This is a genomic window from Kitasatospora purpeofusca (assembly GCF_042691725.1).
GTDB classification, from domain to species: Bacteria; Actinomycetota; Actinomycetes; order Streptomycetales; family Streptomycetaceae; genus Kitasatospora; species Kitasatospora purpeofusca_B.
In genome coordinates this window covers 4,486,363-4,504,673 of record NZ_CP170483.1, presented here as the reverse complement: position 1 = coordinate 4,504,673, position 18,311 = coordinate 4,486,363, and the positions used below count along the sequence as shown (strand labels likewise).

The 18,311-nt window shown below is 71.7% G+C and carries 17 protein-coding genes and 1 pseudogene; 11 read left to right on the top strand and 7 right to left on the bottom strand.

What is annotated here, in order from left to right:
* Positions 1 to 291 precede the first annotated feature (291 nt).
* Positions 292 to 1,014 carry a DedA family protein gene (locus ACFCLZ_RS18980; protein ID WP_380277522.1) on the top strand — a complete coding sequence of 241 codons (723 nt, stop codon included), beginning with the start codon at positions 292 to 294 and terminating at the stop codon, positions 1,012 to 1,014.
* Positions 1,015 to 1,110: 96 nt separating this feature from the next.
* On the opposite strand, the gene pyrE is transcribed toward ACFCLZ_RS18980, so the two are convergent.
* The 7 genes and pseudogenes from pyrE to ACFCLZ_RS18945 form a co-directional block, all read right to left on the bottom strand.
* Positions 1,111 to 1,647 carry an orotate phosphoribosyltransferase gene (pyrE, locus tag ACFCLZ_RS18975; RefSeq protein WP_380277520.1) on the bottom strand — a complete coding sequence of 179 codons (537 nt, stop codon included), beginning with the start codon at positions 1,645 to 1,647 and terminating at the stop codon, positions 1,111 to 1,113.
* 30 nt (positions 1,648 to 1,677) lie between these two features.
* A complete protein-coding gene (locus ACFCLZ_RS18970) occupies positions 1,678 to 2,745 on the bottom strand; it encodes a hypothetical protein (RefSeq protein ID WP_380277519.1) in 1,068 nt (355 codons plus the stop codon).
* Positions 2,746 to 2,846: 101 nt separating this feature from the next.
* Positions 2,847 to 4,496, bottom strand: a complete 1,650-nt coding sequence (locus ACFCLZ_RS18965; RefSeq protein ID WP_380277517.1) for a polyamine aminopropyltransferase — start codon at positions 4,494 to 4,496, stop codon at positions 2,847 to 2,849.
* A 136-nt stretch (positions 4,497 to 4,632) separates the two neighbouring features.
* Positions 4,633 to 5,160 carry a DUF2617 family protein gene (locus ACFCLZ_RS18960; RefSeq protein ID WP_380277516.1) on the bottom strand — a complete coding sequence of 176 codons (528 nt, stop codon included), beginning with the start codon at positions 5,158 to 5,160 and terminating at the stop codon, positions 4,633 to 4,635.
* 474 nt (positions 5,161 to 5,634) lie between these two features.
* Positions 5,635 to 5,923 (bottom strand): annotated as a pseudogene (locus ACFCLZ_RS18955) (aminotransferase class I/II-fold pyridoxal phosphate-dependent enzyme); the annotation flags it as partial.
* Positions 5,924 to 6,080: 157 nt separating this feature from the next.
* Positions 6,081 to 6,302, bottom strand: a complete 222-nt coding sequence (locus ACFCLZ_RS18950) for a DUF397 domain-containing protein (RefSeq protein WP_380277515.1) — start codon at positions 6,300 to 6,302, stop codon at positions 6,081 to 6,083.
* Complete coding sequence (locus ACFCLZ_RS18945) at positions 6,299 to 7,171, bottom strand: helix-turn-helix domain-containing protein (protein WP_380277514.1); 873 nt, start codon at positions 7,169 to 7,171, stop codon at positions 6,299 to 6,301. The genes ACFCLZ_RS18950 and ACFCLZ_RS18945 overlap by 4 nt, the downstream gene beginning before the upstream one ends.
* Positions 7,172 to 7,370: 199 nt before the next feature.
* Between ACFCLZ_RS18945 and ACFCLZ_RS18940 the strand changes: the two genes are divergently transcribed.
* From ACFCLZ_RS18940 to ACFCLZ_RS18895, 10 genes are all read left to right on the top strand, one after another.
* Positions 7,371 to 7,901 carry an ATP-binding protein gene (locus ACFCLZ_RS18940; protein ID WP_380277512.1) on the top strand — a complete coding sequence of 177 codons (531 nt, stop codon included), beginning with the start codon at positions 7,371 to 7,373 and terminating at the stop codon, positions 7,899 to 7,901.
* 234 nt (positions 7,902 to 8,135) lie between these two features.
* The gene (fxlM, locus tag ACFCLZ_RS18935) at positions 8,136 to 9,341 is read left to right on the top strand and encodes a methyltransferase, FxLD system (RefSeq protein WP_380277510.1); all 1,206 of its coding nucleotides are present in this window, start codon (positions 8,136 to 8,138) and stop codon (positions 9,339 to 9,341) included.
* Positions 9,342 to 9,402: 61 nt separating this feature from the next.
* On the top strand, positions 9,403 to 9,585 hold the full coding sequence (locus ACFCLZ_RS18930) for an FxLD family lanthipeptide (protein ID WP_380277509.1): 183 nt from the start codon (positions 9,403 to 9,405) through the stop codon (positions 9,583 to 9,585).
* Positions 9,586 to 9,658: 73 nt separating this feature from the next.
* On the top strand, positions 9,659 to 12,535 hold the full coding sequence (locus ACFCLZ_RS18925) for a lantibiotic dehydratase (protein ID WP_380277507.1): 2,877 nt from the start codon (positions 9,659 to 9,661) through the stop codon (positions 12,533 to 12,535).
* A gap of 2 nt (positions 12,536 to 12,537) precedes the next feature.
* Entirely contained in the window at positions 12,538 to 13,788 is a 1,251-nt protein-coding gene (locus tag ACFCLZ_RS18920) for a lanthionine synthetase C family protein (protein WP_380277505.1), read from the top strand.
* Between the two features lie 17 nt (positions 13,789 to 13,805).
* Entirely contained in the window at positions 13,806 to 14,618 is an 813-nt protein-coding gene (locus tag ACFCLZ_RS18915) for a thiopeptide-type bacteriocin biosynthesis protein (RefSeq protein WP_380277503.1), read from the top strand.
* A gap of 67 nt (positions 14,619 to 14,685) precedes the next feature.
* A complete protein-coding gene (locus ACFCLZ_RS18910; RefSeq protein ID WP_380277502.1) occupies positions 14,686 to 15,723 on the top strand; it encodes a hypothetical protein in 1,038 nt (345 codons plus the stop codon).
* Positions 15,724 to 15,878: 155 nt separating this feature from the next.
* A complete protein-coding gene (locus ACFCLZ_RS18905; RefSeq protein ID WP_380277500.1) occupies positions 15,879 to 16,817 on the top strand; it encodes a hypothetical protein in 939 nt (312 codons plus the stop codon).
* Between the two features lie 172 nt (positions 16,818 to 16,989).
* The gene (locus ACFCLZ_RS18900; RefSeq protein WP_380277498.1) at positions 16,990 to 17,658 is read left to right on the top strand and encodes a Crp/Fnr family transcriptional regulator; all 669 of its coding nucleotides are present in this window, start codon (positions 16,990 to 16,992) and stop codon (positions 17,656 to 17,658) included.
* A 65-nt stretch (positions 17,659 to 17,723) separates the two neighbouring features.
* Positions 17,724 to 18,308: a hypothetical protein gene (locus ACFCLZ_RS18895; RefSeq protein ID WP_380277496.1), complete on the top strand. Its 585-nt coding sequence runs from the start codon at positions 17,724 to 17,726 to the stop codon at positions 18,306 to 18,308.
* Positions 18,309 to 18,311: the final 3 nt, after the last annotated feature.

Below are 18,311 nucleotides of genomic sequence, written 5' to 3'. Positions count from 1 at the left end.
TGTGACGACTCCGGGGTACCGGGGCCGGTGCGCGGCTCTGCGGTGCGGCGGACCGGTACCAAGGTTCGAGGCAGCGGCCGCGGTGCGGCGATGAGGGTGTTCGCCACTGCGGGCCGGACGCCGGTGCCATCTTCCCAGAATGCCGGTCGGCTCCACCATGCGGCCCGCCTGTCGGGACGGCCGGCGCGCGGCCTTCCCGGTGGGCGGAGGCGGGGTGCGACGAAAGGAGGATGACGCGCTCGACCCCGGGGGCGAAGCCCTGGTAAAGGCGGGACCGCTATCCTGCGCCGTGTGGACTACAACCAGCTGGCCGTCAATCTGCTCGACGCCAAATCACTGATCTCGTCCCTCGGTGCCATCGGGCTGATCGCGATCATCTTCGCGGAGACCGGCCTCCTGGTCGGGTTCTTCTTCCCGGGTGACTCGCTGCTCATCATCGCGGGTGTGGCCTCCTCCAGCGCCGCCTCGTCGGTGCTCGGCGACGGTGCGCGGCTGCCGCTCGCGACCCTGCTGATCGGGGCCCCGATCGCGGCGATCGCCGGCGCCCAGCTCGGGCACCAGATCGGCGTGAAGGTCGGACCGAGGATGTTCGACAAGCCCGAGTCGAAGATCTTCAAGCGCGAGTACGTGCAGAAGGCCGAGGAGTACTTCAACCGCTTCGGCCCCGGCAAGGCCGTCGTGCTCGCCCGCTTCATGCCGATCGTCCGGACCTTCCTGAACCCGGTCGCGGGCACCCTGGAGATGCCGGCCAGGACCTTCTTCCTCTGGAACGTGGTCGGCGGCGTCCTGTGGACCGAGTCGATGCTGCTGATCGGCTACTTCTTCGGCGACGCGCTCGCCCCGGTGATCGACAAGTACCTGATCCCGGCGGTGCTGCTGATCGTGCTGCTCTCGATCTCGCCGATGATCTTCGAGGTGCTGCGCGAGCGCAAGAAGAAGAAGGCCGGCGGCGAGCAGTCCGCCGAGACCGGCGAGGCCGTCCAGACCGGCGGTGGCCGCCACCGGCGCGACTGAGCCCGTCCCCGTTGCCGCACAACGGCCGGGGCCGGTGTGTTTCACGTGAAACACACCGGCCCCGGCCGTTCGCTTGTGCGGGGAGGAGGGCCCGGCTCAGAGGCCGAGGTCCTCCAGGGTGTACGCGGTGACGTACGGCAGGCCCTCGGCCTCGACCGCGGCGGCGCCGCCGCGCTCGACGATCACCGCGACGCCGACCACCTCGGCGCCGGCCTCGCGCAGCGCCTCGACGGCGGTCAGCACCGAGCCGCCGGTGGTGGAGGTGTCCTCGACGGCCAGCACCCGGCGGCCCTTGACCTCCGGGCCCTCGATCCGGCGCTGCAGGCCGTGCGCCTTGCCGGCCTTGCGGACCACGAACGCGTCCAGCTCACGGCCGCGCGCGGCGGCGGCGTGCAGCATCGAGGCGGCGACCGGGTCGGCGCCCAGCGTCAGCCCGCCGACGGCGTCGTACTCCAGGTGGGCGGTGGCGTCCAGCATCACCCGGCCGACCAGCGGAGCGGCCTGGCCGTCCAGCGTGATCCGGCGCAGGTCGACGTAGTAGTCGGCCTCCTTGCCGGAGGAGAGGGTGACCTTGCCGTGCACGACGGCCTTGTCCTTGATCTGCGCCAGCAGGGCGTCGCGGTCGTTGCTCATGAGCGTCCAGTCTAGGCCCTGAACCGGCCGCTAGCGTCGCCGCAGGGCCCTGACCAGCACCACCGCGCCGCCCAGCAGGGCCACCCCGCCGCCGGCGATCACCCACGGCACCGCGCTGCGGCCGCCGGTACCCGGCACCACGATGCCGCCGGCGTCCCCGCCCCAGCGGGTGGCCGCCCGGGCCCGGGCGCTGCGGGCCGGCAGGGCGGGCGCGTACGGGCCGCGCGGCGGGGCGTGGTCGACCTCCTCGGCGGAGCGGCCGACGATGCTGCGGCGCACCGGGCCGCCGAGCACCGGCTCCTGCTCGTAGCCGAACGGCAGCTCGGCGGGGAGCTCGGCGGACACCTCCTGCTCGGCCGCGGCGGCGGGCTCCTCGGCCTCGGCGGGCTCCTCGACGTCGTCGTCGTCCGCGTCGGCGTTCCCGAGCGGGAGGCCGAAGCGCTCGGCGTCGGCGTCGGAGAAGGCGATGAGGTCGGAGAGGTCGTCGTCGAGGTCGTCGCCGGGCTCGTCCTCGCGGTCCTCCTGGCGGCTCTCCAGGAACACCACGGTGGCCTCCTCGCCGGTGGCCTCCCCGGCCGCGCCGTCCCGGCCGCCCTCGGCGTCGGCGTCGTCCTCGCTCTCCCCGTCGCTCTCGACATCGGCCTCGGTCGCGTCGTCCGGGGAGGTCAGGGCGGCGGCGAAACGGTCCAGCAGCCGGCGGCCGGCCGCGGCGAGCGTCTCGTCGTCGAACTCGGTGAGCCGCCCGGTGGCGCTCAGGTCACCGGTGAAGCGGACCACCGCGGTCCCCTCCCCGGCGCCCTCGGCGACGCTGATCCGCACGGTCGCGGTGGCCTCGCCGGTGCCGCGTGCCTCCTGGCCCTCGGCGAACGCGGTCAGCACGCCCTCGCGGCCCTCGATCAGCGAGAGCACGCCCTTGTACGTGATGGTGGAGGTGCCGATCCGCAGCTTCAACCGCCCGCCGATCTCCTCCGCCCCGCCACCGCCGACGGCGGCCGGTTCGGTGCTCAGCCCCGGCACGGAACGCGCCAGCAGCGCGGGATCCTGCAGGGCCTGCCGGACCTGCCCGGCCGGCATCGGGACGACAACCTCATGCTCCATGCCACGGAGCCTACCGACCGAACCCCCTCCCGGCCCCGCCCTGTCCCCTACCTGCCGCCGCGCCCCACCCCCGCGGCTGCCCCGCGGCGGCCGTCCCCCGGTCAGTGCGGGCCGAGGAGGGTGAGGGCGGCGGGCGGGTGGAGGGGGCGGAGGGCGGTGAGGCGGGCGGCGGAGGCCCGCAGGGCGTCCGGGGTGAGGGCGCGGGGCGGCGGGGCGTCCGGGGCGAGGGTGAGCGGCGGCTGGGCGGCCGCGGCGAGCAGGAAGCTCTGGCTGCCCTCCGGCCCCGGGCGGCAGCTGGCCGTGGCACTGCCCGCGACCGCGTACGGAACGGTCCGCAGCCCGGCGGCCCGCAGCCCCGACTCCGCCTGCCACAGGCCCTTCTGCCCGTGCTGCTCGTCGCCGCCGCGGACGGCGAGCCGCCCGCCGGGGGCGAGCAGCCGCGTGGTGAGGCCGTAGAACTCCTGGGAGTGGAACGTCACCGGCCCGCCGTCGGCGGGCGCGGGCAGGTCGGCGAGGACGACGTCGAAGGACTCCCCGGGGCCGGGGCGGACGGTGCGCAGCCACTCCAGCGGGTCGGCCAGGGCGGTGCGCACCCGGGGGTCGTCCAGCGAGCGGCCGGAGAGCGCGGCGAGGCCGGGGTCGGTGCGGGCGAGCCGGGGGAGCGCCGGGTCGCGGTCGACCACCAGCACGGAGCGCACGCCGCGGTGCCGCAGCACCTCCCGCAGGGCCAGCCCGTCCCCGCCGCCGAGCAGCAGCACCCGGGCGTCCGGCCCGGCGGCCATCGCGGGGTGGACGAGGCCCTCGTTGCCCCGATACTCGTCGGGCCCGCAGACCGCGAGCCGGCCGTCCAGGTAGAGCCGCAGCGGTCCCTCGGCGGGGCCGGTGAGCACGATCTCCTGGTACCGGCTCTGGCTGACGGAGCGGACCTGCCCGCCGTACAGGGCCTGCCGGGCGGCGCGTTCGACCGCGCCGGACCAGGCGGCGGCCGCGGCGAGCAGGGCCAGGACGAGCCCGCAGCCGCCCCAGAGCAGCAGCCGCACCCGGGGCGCCGGTTCCTCGCGGAAGAGCCAGAGCACCACGGCGGCCCCGGCGACGGCGTTGACCGCGCCGGTGACCAGCGCACCGCTGCCGGGGCCCAGCACGGGCAGGATGAGGAACGGGAAGGCGAGCCCGCCGATCAGCGCGCCGACGTAGTCGGCGGCGAACAGGTCGGCGGCGGCGTGTCCGGCGTCCTCGCGGCGGATCCGCTGGATGAGGGTCATCAGCAGCGGGATCTCGGCACCGATGAGGACACCGATGAGGCAGGTCAGCCCGACCATCACGGCCTGGTGGTGGCCGATCCAGGCCCAGCAGGAGTAGACGGCCAGGACGGACAGGCCGCCGGTGAGCGCGAGGGCGCACTCCACCAGGGCGAAGGCGGTGGCCGGTCGTCGGGTGAACCGCTTGGCGAGCAGCGAGCCGAGGCCCATCGCGAACACCATGACGGAGAGCACGACCGAGGTTTGGGTGACCGAGTCCCCGAGCAGATAGTCGCCGAGGGCCACGAGTTCCAGCTCGTAGACGAGTCCGCAGGCCGCGCAGACGAACGCGGCCAGCAGGACGGTCAGCCGGGCGAGTTCGGGGCGGGCGCGCAGCCGGGAGCGGCGGCGGGCCGGCAGCGGGGTCAGGCTCCGGGCGGGCCGGGGCGGGCTGCCGTCGTCGAGGTCGAGGCTCGGCTGTGCGGGCGGCGGACCGGCCGGATGATTGATCACGAACAAACGCTAGGCGACGTGCGGGACGGACGGCTGCGCCCATTCGAAGGACAGCGCGGTATGGCAGGTTGACGAATCGTTCCTGCGTGCGAATGAAAGCCGATGTGTCGAGCTATGCGCGGCTCGTCGGTGTCGGTCATCGGGACACCACCAGCGAGGACCGGGTACAGACCAGCTGCCCCTCCTGTGGATAGGCGTGCCAGGTGCGCCAGAGCAGCCGGTCCGCGCCGCCCTGGGTGACCAGCGCGGTGAAGGCGCTGGGGTCGCCGGGGAAGACGCCGGCCAGCCCGCGTGGATGCCCCTCGACCAGGGCCAGCAACTCCTGCGCGCGGGCGGCGAAGTCGTGCGGCGGCAGCGCCTCGATCCGGGCGGCGAACTCGTACTCCCAGCCGTCCACCTGCTTGGCCACCCGGGCGGGCAGCGGCGTGCGGCGGCCGGGCAGGCAGGCGACGGTCTCCAGGCAGCGGCCCGGCCCGGCGGTGATCGCCACCTGGTGGGAGGCGCCCAGCAGGCGCAGCTGGAGGGTTCCGGACGGGCCGGGGTGGCCGGGGCCGTCGAGTCTCAGGTCGCGGACCGCGAGGGCGGGCAGCGGTTCGCCGCCCAGGCACCAGGCCAGGTCACCCGCGCGGGTGTCCGTGTAGGAGGTCTGCAAAGTGGTGAGCATGCTCGGCTCCGCGTTTCAGCTCCGTGCGCGCCCGCCGAGCAGCAGCGAGTAGGCCCAGGCCAAGGCGAGGCTGTTCGTGGCTGTGCGGTCCAGGGCGCGGCCGACCGTGGAAGGAAGGATTCCGGCTGGAGATTCAGCAGCAGAGAAGCACGAATACGCCGGGTCCGTCGGTGATTTACCCAACTTTGTCAAGCATTCACCGTTTCGAGCACATCTGCTTCCCTGCTCTGATCGACCCGGTGTACGACTATGCACAGCGCGCACCCCTCACCCCGGCCCACGCGCCGTCTGCGCCGTTCACGCGCTGCCCACACGTCCCGTGCGCCCCACCTTCCTCACGCCGCTCGTACCGCCCCACCACCCCGTCCACGCCCTGCCGAGCGGGCAGCACGAATCGCCCGACGGGCGGCAAAAGCCGTGCCGGCCGGGCAAGTTGATGAATAGTCAAGGCATGCGAGAGATCCGGGTGATGGGTCAGAGCCGGGACAGCCGGTCGACCGCCTCCTCCAGGACGGCCACCTGCTTGCAGAAGGTGAAGCGCACCAAGGCCGGCCGGCCTCGGCGTCGTCATAGAAGACGGCGTTGGGGATCGCCACCCTCCCGCAGCGCTGCGGGAGGGTGTGGCAGAACTCGACGCTGTCCTTCTCGTCCAGCGGGGTGATGTCGGTGGTGATGAAGTAGGTGCCTCGGGCAGGAAGACCCGGAAGCCGGCGGCGGTGAGGCCCTTCGCGAGCAGGTCGCGCTTGCGCCGCAGGTCGGTGCGCCGCCCCCACCAGCGGCCACACCGCCCGCCGCACCCGTTGGCACCCCGCCACACCGAACCCGCTGACCCCGTCCGGCCGACGACACACCGGGGCCCCGCCCCGGTGCCCCGGTGTGGCCGGGAAGCAGCCCCGCGACCGGCGAAGGCTGCGGGTAGATCAGAGTTCGCCGGCGAGGATGCCCGCCTTGGCGGCTTCCCACTCGCGGGCGGTGAAGCACAGAGGCGCGCGGTCGGGGTTCTTGGAGTCGCGGACGGCCCGGCCCCCACCGGGCAGGTCGGTGACCTCAAGGCACTCACCCTCTCCTCCACTCGCGGAGGACTTACGCCAGACAGCGCTGGTGAGGTCGTAGGCGTAGAGGTCGGCCTTTGGTGCGTTCACTTGCGGGTTCCTTCTTCCATGCGTGCGATCAGTGCCAGCGAATCCTCTGGCGGCAGGGCGGTCGCCTGGATCCGCTCGAAGGCCGCAGCGTGGAGCTTCACGCCGTCGGCGTCCTCAACGTAGGACGATCCGAGCAGGTTCTCCAGCTGCACGACGTCGGGCAGCGGCCCGGGGAACCCGATCAGGTTGAAACCGCCGATGGTGCCCGGGTGCAGCGTGGCCTCCAGGGGCATGACCTGGATCGTCACGTTGGGCAATTCGGCCGCGTCGAGAAGTCGCCGCAGTTGCTCGCGCATGATGGCTGGCCGCACCGCGAAGCGCTGGTGAAGGACCGCTTCGGGGATGATCGCCCACAGTTCCAGCGGCAGGCGGCCGGTGCGGCTGAGGACGGCCTGGCGGGCCTGCCTGACCTCGGCCAGGGCTGTGACTTCCTCGGGGGAGCGGGTCATCGCGATCGCCGCGATGGTCTCGCGAGCGTAGGCCGCGCTCTGCAAGAGCCCGGGAACCAGTCCTGGCGAGTAGATGCGGATACTCTCCGCATCCGTCTCCAGGGAGATGTAGTCCGCGTAGGCCGGTGACAGCACGCCGCCGTAGGTCTGCCACCAACCCCGCTTGCTGGCGTCCTTGGCAAGGCTGTCCAGAGCGGTGAACACCTCGGGGTCACTGACGCCGTAGACGGTCAACAGGCCGGTGAGCTCAGCGGGGCGGATTGACTGGGTGGCGTTCTCGATCTTCGAGAGCTTCGGCCCCCTCCATCCCATGGCCTCGGCCGCACCGTCGAGCGTTAGCCCGGCCGTGTTGCGCAGGCCCCTCAAGGCTTTGCCGAGCTGACGGCGCCGGACGGTGGGAACCAGCGGAGAGTTGGACATGTGCAGAGTGTCGCACTACCTGCGCGAGCAAGGCGAACACCTATCTCCTCGCGCTCGACCAACTTGGGTAGAAAACTTGCGCCCAAGCTGAGAAGGGTCCATTCTCTGAGGGTAGGCGCTAACTGATAGTCAATCGACGTCAGCCGAGCGTTACTTGTTCCGATGCTGCGCGGACGCTAGCCCGCAGATGGGAGGGGCCATGGTCTCGGCAATTGATGAGCTGTTGCAGAGCAAACCCGGGTTCTACGTCCAGGACGGCGACGCGGGTGTGACCGTCCATCTGGTCGCCGGCCAGGGGAACCTGGCGAGGATGCGGCGGCTGGCAGTGTTCAGGTTGGGCAAGGCCGGTATCGGCCTCGATCTGGCCCAGGACGCGGAGCTGCTGGTGAGCGAGCTGGTCGGGAATGCGGTCCGGGCATGCGGGGATGGGGTTCCGCTGGTTGTCGAGGTTGCCATGGGCTCGGATGGGGTGCAGGTGAGAGTCCATGACCCGGAGTCGGGTGAACTGCCCCGACGGCGCGGCACTGGGGTCGGTGACCGGCAGGCCGAAGGCGGTCGAGGGCTGTTGCTCGCTTCGGCGCTCGCGCCGGGCTGGGAGGTCGCCTTGACACCGGTCGGCAAACAGGTCAGGTGCCTGCTGCCCCACCGGCCGCCGCAGAGCCTGCCCCAAACCAGGAGCACGCCCGGCCGTGCGAACGCCAACTGCCCAACGCGCCAGGTGAACCGGTGACCATGCCCTACTGCGAGACGGGGTGTGAGCGAGCCAACCACTACATCTGCCGCGTTCGGATGCGCGCCCAACTCCACTCCCAGACGTTCGCTTAAGTCGAACGCCGAAGTCCGCCCCCACAGCAGCGCGTACCTGCCCGCGCGGCATGGAGCTCTCTGGCTAGCCTCCTGCCTGAGCGCCGGGCCGATCCGGGCTGCCGCAAGCGTCAACCTCCCGACAGAAACAGGTAATCGGATGACTGCCATCGACGACTCGCCGGTCCGCGACCCCGACGTGCTGCGGGCGGACATGGTCCGTGCGCTGCGTGACCAGGACGGGATCAGGAGCGAGCCGGTCGCCGCCGCCTTCGCCGCGGTGCCCCGCCACCTGTTCGCGCCGGACACGCCAGCGGAGATCGCCTACGACCTGCACCGCACCGTGCCGGTGAAGAAGGACGAGAACGGCCTGGAGCTCAGCGTCATGTCGGCGGCCCACCTGCAGGCCGTGATGCTGGAACAGGCTGGCATTGAACCCGGCATGAAGGCGCTGGAGGTCGGCTCCGGCGGAGTCAACGCTGCCTACCTGCAGGAACTTGTCGGTAAGCAGGGCGAGGTCACCACCGTGGACATCGACCGCGACGTGATCGACCAGGCCCGGCGGTGTCTGGACGACGCCGGATACCCGCAGGTGCGTACAGTCCTGGCTGATGGTGAGGGCGGTGTGCCGGACGGGGCCCCCTATGACCTGATCATGGTGACGGCGGCTGCGTGGGACGTCCCCCCGTCGTGGATCGACGGGCTGGCACCCGCCGGGCGCCTCGTCGTCCCGCTGACGGTCTGCGGCACGACCCGCTCGATCGCCTTCGACCGCGACGGCACCGGCCTGGTCAGCCGCTCGTACACCCTGGCCCGCTTCGTGCCCATGCAGGGCGAAGGCGCCGCCGAGGAACGCAAGGTGATGCTGCGCGAGGGAGTCGCCGTGCAGAGCGACGACATCCGGGTGCCGCTCGACGCCCGGGCGCTGGACCGCGCGCTGGACCTGCCCCGTCTGGAGCGCTGGTCCGGCGAGGCGTACGACCTGCCCGACGAGCTGGAGCTCTACCTCACCCTCAACCTGTCGAGCCCGGCCCGCCTGCACGCCGCCAACGACGTGGTCGAGCGCGGCATCGTGGAGGCGTCCGCACTGTTCGGGGTGCCCACCCTGGTGAGCGAGGACAGCTTCGCCTACCGCACCCGCCGCGAGAACGCGGACACCGGCGGCTTCGAGAGCGGCGTGGTCGCCCACGGTCCCGGCGCCGAAGCACTCGCCGACGAGTACGTCACGCTCCTTCGCCGCTGGGCCCGCGACCACCGCCGCCGCGGCGCCGCGATGTTCCGCTACCTGCCCGGCCCCGCGCCCACCCCCCTGCCCGGCAACGCCGTCCTGCGACGCCACGGCATCGTGACGGCGACCTGGCACTGAGACTCCCGGGCCCCGCCCGGGGCCCGGGTACACCATCAACCGATCTGCCAAGGAGGCATGCATGACCGTGCAGTTGGAGGGCCCCATCGCGCCCTCGCAGCCGGCCGACGAGCAGCACGACCTGAGCGGTTTCGACCTCGACATCACCATCGTCGAGGGCGGTCCCGCCGCGGACCAGCTCATCCGCCTGACGAACGACGGCTGCAACTCGACGTGCGCGACCGCGTGCGTCAGCTGCCCGTAACCGGCCAGTCCATCAAGGTGCCCGGCCGCGTGGGGAACGCGGCCGGGCACCGCACGGCGACAGGAGGGGGCTCATGTACCGCCACATCGATGCGGCCCTGGTCAGGGCGGCCGCCTGGCACCCAGACCAGCAGGTGCCCTGGCCCGACCTCGTCGGCTCGGACACGCAGTCGTGGCGATCCTGGCTGCAGCAGGTCTGGGAGATACCGGACTTCGCGGCCGCCGTCACGGCCGCCAGCGCGGACCTCGCGCACCGGGTGGAACGGATCCGCTCCGGCAGGCCGTTCCCGACCCCGGACACGCGGCGCACGGTCCTCACCGTCGTGCGCTATCTGCTGAGGGCCCGCACCCGCGCCACACCGTTCGGTCTCTTCGCCGGCGTCGCGCCCGCACACATCGCCGCCACAGCCGCGCTGCGGGCCGGTACTGGACACCACGCCACCGCGAGAGCCGACGCGGCGTTCAGCACGGCCCTGGTCGACCGCTTCGAGCCGCACCTCGTCCTGCGGCCCCACCTGATGCTGACCACCAGTTCCCTCGCCGTGGAACGCGACGGCCATGTGGTCATCGAACACCGCCCCAGCCGGACCGCAGGCGAGGGACCGCAGCACGTGCACGTACGCATCTCCGCGCCGGTACGCGAAGCCCTGGACGGTGCGCGGACCCCCATTCCGTGGTGCGACCTCGCCGCGAAGCTGTCCGCTGCGTTCCCCGGCGCGCTGGCGTCCTCGGTCGACAATCTCCTGACGGGCTTGGTCAAGCAGGGCGTTCTCCTCACCAGCCTCCGCCCCGCGATGACCGTCACGGATCCGCTCGCCGTCCTTCACCACCACCTGACCCGCCTCGATTCGGCCGAGGCCGCGCAGATCCGCCAGAGCCCGATGCCCGTGGTCGACCTGCAGGTGGACTGGGACCTGACCATCCCCGAGACAGTGGCCGCCGAGGCGGCAGCGGCCGCGCTGGCGCTCACCCGCCTCGCGCCCCGGGCGGCGCTGACCGGCTGGGCCGAATGGCACGGCCGCTTCCTGGAACGCTACGGACCCCGGGCAGCCGTCTCCGTCCTGGATGCCATCGACGCACTCGGCTACCCGCCCGGCTACCTCGGCGCCACCGCCGCCCCCAAGCCCGCCCCGTTGCCCGAGCGCGACGCCCGCCTCATCAAGCTCGCCCACACCGCCGGCATGCGGCACCGGCTCGAAGTCGAACTCGACGGCGCCGCACTGGAACACCTGGCCACCACCGACCCGGGCCATCCCGTGCAGCCCAGCACCGAACTGACCGTCCGGATCCACGCCGAGGACCTGACGGCCCTCCAGCAGGGCGAGTTCACCCTGCACGTCGTCGGGGTGGCGCGCTCGGCCGGCTCCACCACCGGCCGCTTCCTCGACCTGCTGGACGAGGCGGACCGCCGCCGCATGACGACGTCGTACGGCAACCTGCCCGGCGTGCACGAAGGCGCGGTCCTCACACAGATCAGCTCCCCACCGTTGTCCGCCCGCGCCCAGAACGTCGCCCGCGCCCCGCAGGCCGCCGACCTGGTGATCCCGCTCGGCGACTTCCACGACCTGGACACCGCGCTGATCCCGGTGACGGACCTGGCCGTCACCGCCGACGCCGGGCAACTGCACCTGGTCTCCATCTCCCGCAACCGCCCCGTCCATACCCTGCTGCTGAACGCCGTCGACCTGGGCCACCACTCCCATCCGCTGGCCCGCTTCCTGACAGAGGCCCCCGTCGCACTGGCCGTCCCCTGCACCGGCTTCCTATGGGGCGCCGCCGCCTCCAACCTGCCGTTCCTGCCCGCCCTGCGCTACCGGCGCACGGTCCTGTCCCCAGCCCGCTGGCTTCTCACTCAAGACGATCTGCCCGCCGCCGACACACCATGGACCACCTGGGACCAGGCCCTGACCCGATGGCGTCGCGACGTGCACCTGCCCGAGCAGGTGTACCTGAGCGAAGCAGACCAGCGTCTCGCCCTCGACCTCACCCAGCCCGCGCACCGGGCCCTGCTGCGAACCCACTTGGACCGCGACACCACCGTGACGCTCAACCCCGCCCCGGGGTCCCGCGACCTGGGCTGGACCGGCGGGCGGGCCCACGAAGTCGTCATCCCTCTGGCCACCGTGCAGAACGCCGCCCCGGTCAAGACGATGGGCCACGTCACCGGCCGGGAGCACGGTCACCTGCCCGGCTGCGACGACCGCATCCAGCTCCACTTGCACGGGCGCCGCGAGCGACAGGACCAGGTCCTGACCCGGCACCTGCCGGACCTGCTGGACGAACTGGGCTCCCCGCCATGGTGGTTCATCCGCTATCGCGATCCCGGTGACCACCTCCGCCTGCGCCTGTCGTGTGAGCCCGGGACACTCGGCCGCACCATGGAATGCATTGGCAAGTGGAGTCGGCGCCTGCGGCGCCACAGCCTCATCACCCACACCATCCTGGAGACCTACCACCCGGAGACCGCGCGGTTCGGCGGCCCGAACGCGATCGAGGCGGCCGAGCGGTACTTCGCGGCCGACTCCGCCGCCTCCCTCGCCCAACTCGCCGCCACCGGCGCGGTGGACACGGATGCAGTCACCGCCGCGAGCATGACGGACATCGCCACTGGCCTGCTCGGCGACACCGCCACGGCGATGCGCTGGCTCATCGACCACACCCGCACCAGCCCCACCTCCCCGGACCGCACCGTCTACCGCCAGGCCGTCGACCTCGTGACCACCGGCCCCGCGGTCCTGGGCGAACAGGTCACCGCCGCGTGGGCCGCCCGCCGCGACGCGCTGGCGACCTACCGCCGGACACTCCAGGACACCGGCACCAGCCCCGAGGACCTGCTGCCGGACCTGCTGCACCTCCACCAGGTTCGGATGCACGGCCCGGACCTGGACGAGGAACGCGCACACCTGCACCTGGCCCGGGCCGCCGCCCTGAGCCGGACCGCACGGAGGTAGCAATGACCACAGCCACCCCAACCACCGCACTGGCCGCAGCCGACCGGCTCGTCCAGACGCTCGCCGACCCGGAAACGGCGTGGCCGCTCGGGCAGCCCGAAGGCGGCCGGTCCTGGCCGCAGTCGCTCGCCGGAGGCGCCTCGGGCATCGCCCTGCTGCACATCGAACGTGCCCGCACCGGCCATGGTGACTGGGACACCGCCCACACCTGGCTGCTGGCCGCCCTGCACGGCGACATCAGCGCCGCCGCCAACGCCAATCTGTACTTCGGCGCCCCGGCACTCGCCTTCGTCACCTCCACCGCGGCCGCCACACAAGGCCGCTACCGGCGCGTCCTGGACCGCCTTGACGCGGCGACCATCACCGTCACCCGCACTCGCCTGGCCGCTGCCCATCGGCGCATCAACCGCGCCGAACGGCCCCCCATGGAGGAGTTCGACCTGGTCCAGGGCCTGTCCGGGCTGGGCGCCTACCACCTGAGCCGGCATCCCCACCACGAGATCACCCGCGACGTGCTCGCCTACCTCGTACGCCTGACCGAACCGCTGTCCGACACGGTCGGGCTGCCGCCCTGGTGGATGGACGTTGCACCGACCGGCGCACCCCACCCTGACTACCCCGACGGCCACGGCAACTTCGGCACCGCCCACGGCATCAGCGCCACCCTGTCCGTGCTGTCCCGGGCCCTGCTCCACGGCCCGGCCGTTCGCGGCACGGCGGAGGCCATCGAGCAGATCTGCTCCTGGACCGACCACTGGCGCCAGGACAGCCAGGACAGCCAGGAGGGCCCGTGGTGGCCGGGCCAGCTCACCGTCGAACAGACGGCTGACCACCGCCTTCACCCGGGCCTGCGGCCCAGGCCATCCTGGTGCTACGGGGTGAGCGGCACCGCCCGCGCCCAGCAGCTCGCCGGCCTGGCCCTCGGCGACCCCCAGCGCGTGCGCGACGCCGAGAACGCGATCCTCGCCGCCCTGCGCGACCCACTGCAGCTGGCCCTTCTTCCCGAGACCGGGCTGTGCCACGGCATGGCCGGCCTGCTGCACGCCGCATGGCGCATGGCCGCCGAAACCGGAAACCCCGCCATCACCGCCGAGGTGCCGCACCTGGCCGACCGCCTGATCACCGCACTCGACCAGGGCGGACACGACGCGGAACTCCTCGACGGTGCCGCCGGGACGGCCCTTGCCCTGCACACGATCGGCACCGGACATGCGCCCGGACCGCACTGGGACACCTTCCTCGCCCTGGCATGAACCCCGGAGACTCCCTCATGCACCCGACCCCCTGGCGCCAGGCCAACGTCAGCTTCCACGAATGGGACCGCGCCGAGGCCACCGCCCTGACCCACCTCGCCCCGCTCCTGCACGCCGCCGAGACCGAAGGCGCCCTCGCCGCCTGGTTCGTCATCCGCAAACACCCCTGCTGGCGCATGCGCTACCGGCCCGGGCCCGGCGGGCACGACCGTGTCACCCACAGGCTCGACGAACTGGTCGCCGCCGGCCACATCGACGGTTGGACACCGAGCATCTACGAACCCGAGGTCCACGCCTTCGGCGGCACCCAAGCCATGGACAGCGCCCACCGGCTCTTCCACCACGACAGCCGCAGCGTCCTGCGCACGGGTGAGCCCCGCACGCACCCCGTCGAGACCTCCCTTCTCCTGTGCAGCCTCCTGCTTCACGCCGCCGGGCTGGACTGGTACGAGCGGGGCGACGTCTGGGCCCGCGTCGCCGCCCACCGGGACCAACCCGCGACCGGCGACGACCGGCTGCACACCGCCGTCCGCCGCCTGCTCTCGGCGGACCCGCTGCACGCGCTGCGGCCGGGTGGCACGCTCGCCCACGCCGCCGGCCGGGCCCGCGCCCACCGCGACGCCGGAGCCGAACTTGCCGAACTCCACGCGGCCGGAAGACTCCACCGCGGCCTGCGCGACGTCCTGACCCACCACGTGATCTTCGCCTGGAACCGGACCGGTCTGCCCTACGCCACCCAGAGCGCGCTCGCCGCCACCGCCAGGACCGTCGTCTTCGGCCCTGACCCAACCACAGAGAGGAACGATGCCGGCCGTGTGGAAACTCCCTGACGCCGCAACCCAGTGCTTCCCCCTCGTCGCCCGGCCCCGTCCCGCCTGCTTGCCCCTGCCCCAGCGCGTGACGGCACTGACCGAACTCGCCCGCACCGCAGCCGAACGGGAGGACCCGAGTGCGGCCTCGACCGTCTACAACCAGGCTGCCCTGATCGCCTCCGACATCGGCGACCCCGCCACCGCCCGCGCGATGTGCCGCCGGCACGCCGCCGCCTATCTGCACGCCGTCCCGCTTCCGGCCCCGGCCGCGATCCGCGCCCTCGAACCCCTCGTCAACCTCGCCCGCCTACGACTCCGCGCTGGGCAAGCCGACCAGGGCCGTCAGCACCTCCTGGCGCTGTTCGATGCCGTCACCGACGCCAAACCCGCCGACATCGAGGGCATCACCGTTCCCGCGGACCTCGTCGCGGACCGCGCCGACCGCCACACCGTTCGCTCCTGGCTGTGGACCGTCCTGCTCGCCGATGGCACCCGCGCCCTGACCGCCGCCGGACGCTGGACGGAGGCACACGCTCACGTCCAGGCGCATCACGGCATCGGGCAACGCATGCTCGACGGCCGCCAAGTCGCTGTCCTCGCCGCCCTCACCAGCGGGGACATTTTCCAGACCAGCGAACTCCTGGCCGAGACCGTGCCCGAAGAGCCCTGGGAGGAAGCCGTCACCGAGTGCTTGGCCCTGCTGTGTCGCCGCGTGTCGGGCCAGCCCTGGCGTCGCGTCCTGCGGGACCTGGCGACCACCTATCTCGAACGCCCTGTCGAAGACGGGATGGCCGTCTTCGACACGAGAATGGGGCTCGTCCTCCTGGACATTGCCGCTTCGGGCGACGCCCCGGTCGCACGCCAGACCGTCACGGAACTGCACCGCCGGACGACGAAGACCACCGACGGCTACGCGGCTCGGGAGACCCTTGCCCACCCGCTGTTCACCGCCTTGGCCACTGCCCAGCAGGCTCAGGACTTCCAGGCCATTCTCCACGCCTGCTCTCTCGGGGTAGGGGCACTCCCCGCCGACCTCGACGACCACCTCATGGCCGCGCTCCACACCAGCGATCGCGTCATTCGCCACAGCATCGGCCAGTGGGTTTCTCGATCTCGAATGTGATCAAGGCCGCTGGCGTCAACGCGGCTTGTGTGCCTGGCCGTTGTGGTACGTTCCGTGGTCCAACCGAAAATAGGCGACCCCGGCGATGCGGCAAACATCCCGGGGTCAGGCAACAGGAGCCAACACTCCCGATGCGCGTCCATCGTAGCGCCCACGTGCGCAACTTCACCGTGCTGCCCAACGCCGTCCTGCAGTACCGACGGCTCTCCTACACCGCCCGGGGCCTGCTCGCGGACCTCCTCTCCCGCTCTGACGGCTGGCGCGAGGACGGCCGGCAGATGGCCGACAGCAGCCCCCAGGGACGCAGCGCGATCCGCAAGGCCCTGAAGGAGCTGTCCGACGCCGGCTTCTACCGGGTCGAGAAGGTCCGGATGCCGGACGGCACGATCATCACCGAGACCCACGTCTACGACACCCCGCAGACTGCGCTGCCGGGTGTCACCCGTCCGGTCTCCGGTGGAGCGACCACCGGCGGCGCTGACGCCCTTGTAAAGGACCTGGTGAAAGAACCCTCCCTCCCCACCGAGCAGGCGACCGAGCCGGTCCTCGCCGACGAGCCGCAAGCGAGGACGGGAGGGCGGGAGGAAGACCACGAGGACGAGGCGGACGAGCAGCCCGTGGCGGTCCCGGACGAGCAGATCCGCGAGGCGGTCGCCACGCTGCTCCGGGTGATCCGCCCGGAGCAGCGCCTGCGGGTTGGCCAAGCCGAAGCCGAGGAGCTCGCGCCCCTCGTCGCGCAGTGGCTGGAGCGCGGCTGTAGTCCGAGCGACCTGACCCAGGCCCTACTGCCGGGCCTGCCGACGCCCGTGCACTCGGCGGTAGCGGTGCTCCGCTACCGCCTGGAGCACAAGCTGCCACCCGCCCGTGCGCAGGAGCGGTCCACAAGGCCCCGGTACGCGGAGTGCGCCGAGTGTCACGATCCGGTGCCTCGGCCGGGGATCTGCCGGGCGTGTGCGGGCCTTGGCGGACGTCGGTCGGTAGCCGTTAACGGGGCAGCGATCGCCGCCGAGGGTGCTGCCCGCGCCCGGGCGGCGATGACCGCCGTGAGGTCCGCGCTGGGTGGCAGGCGCATCGTGCCCGCTGCTGGCATCTGAGCTCCCCTGAGATCTTTGCCCCGCGACGACCCTCATGTCGTTGAGCGAGCCGATCTCGTGCCCAGGGGCACCCGGGATAGAGGCAGGAATAGGTTGAATGCCCGTCATTCCAGGGCCATCAAAAGTGTTCTACGTTGTGGGCGAGTCCGCCCGAGTCCAAAAGGAAGTGTCCATGTCTGATGCGAGCGCCCTCACGAAGGCCGAGGTTCTGGAAGGGCTCGTCTCTAAGGGAGGCGTGGGCTCTGCGGTCCGGTTCCGTGCAGGCCAGACGATCATTCAGGAGGGTGATCTCTCGAACCACGTGCTGATGTTGCGCGCTGGAAGCGCCAAGGTGGTGACCCGGGATGCGGATAGCACTGAGATCGTCCTTGGCCTGCGAGAGGCGCCAGAGATCATCGGCGAGCAGGCCGCCCTCAACGGCACACCGAGGTCGGCATCGGTGATCGCGTTGACTGACGTGACGGCCCTCGCCATCTCTGCCGAGGATTTTCGAGCCTTGGTTGGGGAGCACCCGGAGGCTGCTGTCGCCGTGCTTGGGATCGTCACCGAGCGGCTCCGTGAAGCCGACCAGGGCCGATTGGAGTTGGTCACCCACACTGTTGCCCAACGGGTCGCCGCACGCCTGGTAGCTCTGGTGCCGCAGATCGGAGTGGTCGACGATGCGACGGGCGTTGTGCGGCTGCCCCTAACCCAGCAAGACCTGGCCGGATGGGCAGGCGCGTCCCGTGAGGCGATCGTGAGGACTCTGCGGCTGCTGCGGGACGAGGGTGTCGTGACCACGGAGCGGCGGAAGATCGTCATCCAGGATCTGGATGCGTTGCGTGCCAAGGCGGCTGAGTGACAGTCAGAGTGCTATTCTGACTCAGTCGGAATGCTGAGGAATGCCACTCTCGGGGGCGTGACCGCTTGATCAAGCATCTGCGCAAGATCTTCTTCGGCCTGGATATCGCCGGCTTCAACCAGACGGGCCGCACGGACACTGCCTGCCTCGCGATGAGGCAGGGCCTGTACGAGGCGCTTGGCCGCGCCTTGGCCGCAGGCGGTCTACAGGCGAAGGGTTATGACCTACTCGACCGGGGCGACGGCATCATGGCCGTGATCGACGAGTCCACGGGGCTTCACACCCTCGCTGGCACGGTGGTTCCAGCACTGGCCACCGCCGTCCACGAGTACAACAGCACTGCGCGCCCAGACGCCCAGATCCGGCTCCGAGCGGCATTGCACAGCGGTGAGGTATTCCGAGACGACCACGGCTACGTCGGTCGTCACGTGAGCCATGCGTTCCGCTTGCTCGACGGCCCCGAGCTGCGCAGTGCGCTAAACGCCAGCGCGTCGGTCCTGGTGCTGGCCATGTCCGAGAGTGTGTGGCATGAGCTGGAGCCTCTGAGTCACAGCGGGATTGGGTACGCTGAGATCCTGATCAGTACCAAGGAACATGCGGCCCGAGCTTGGGTCGCCGACTTCGGGGCCAGCCCCGTACTGGCCAGGTGACGG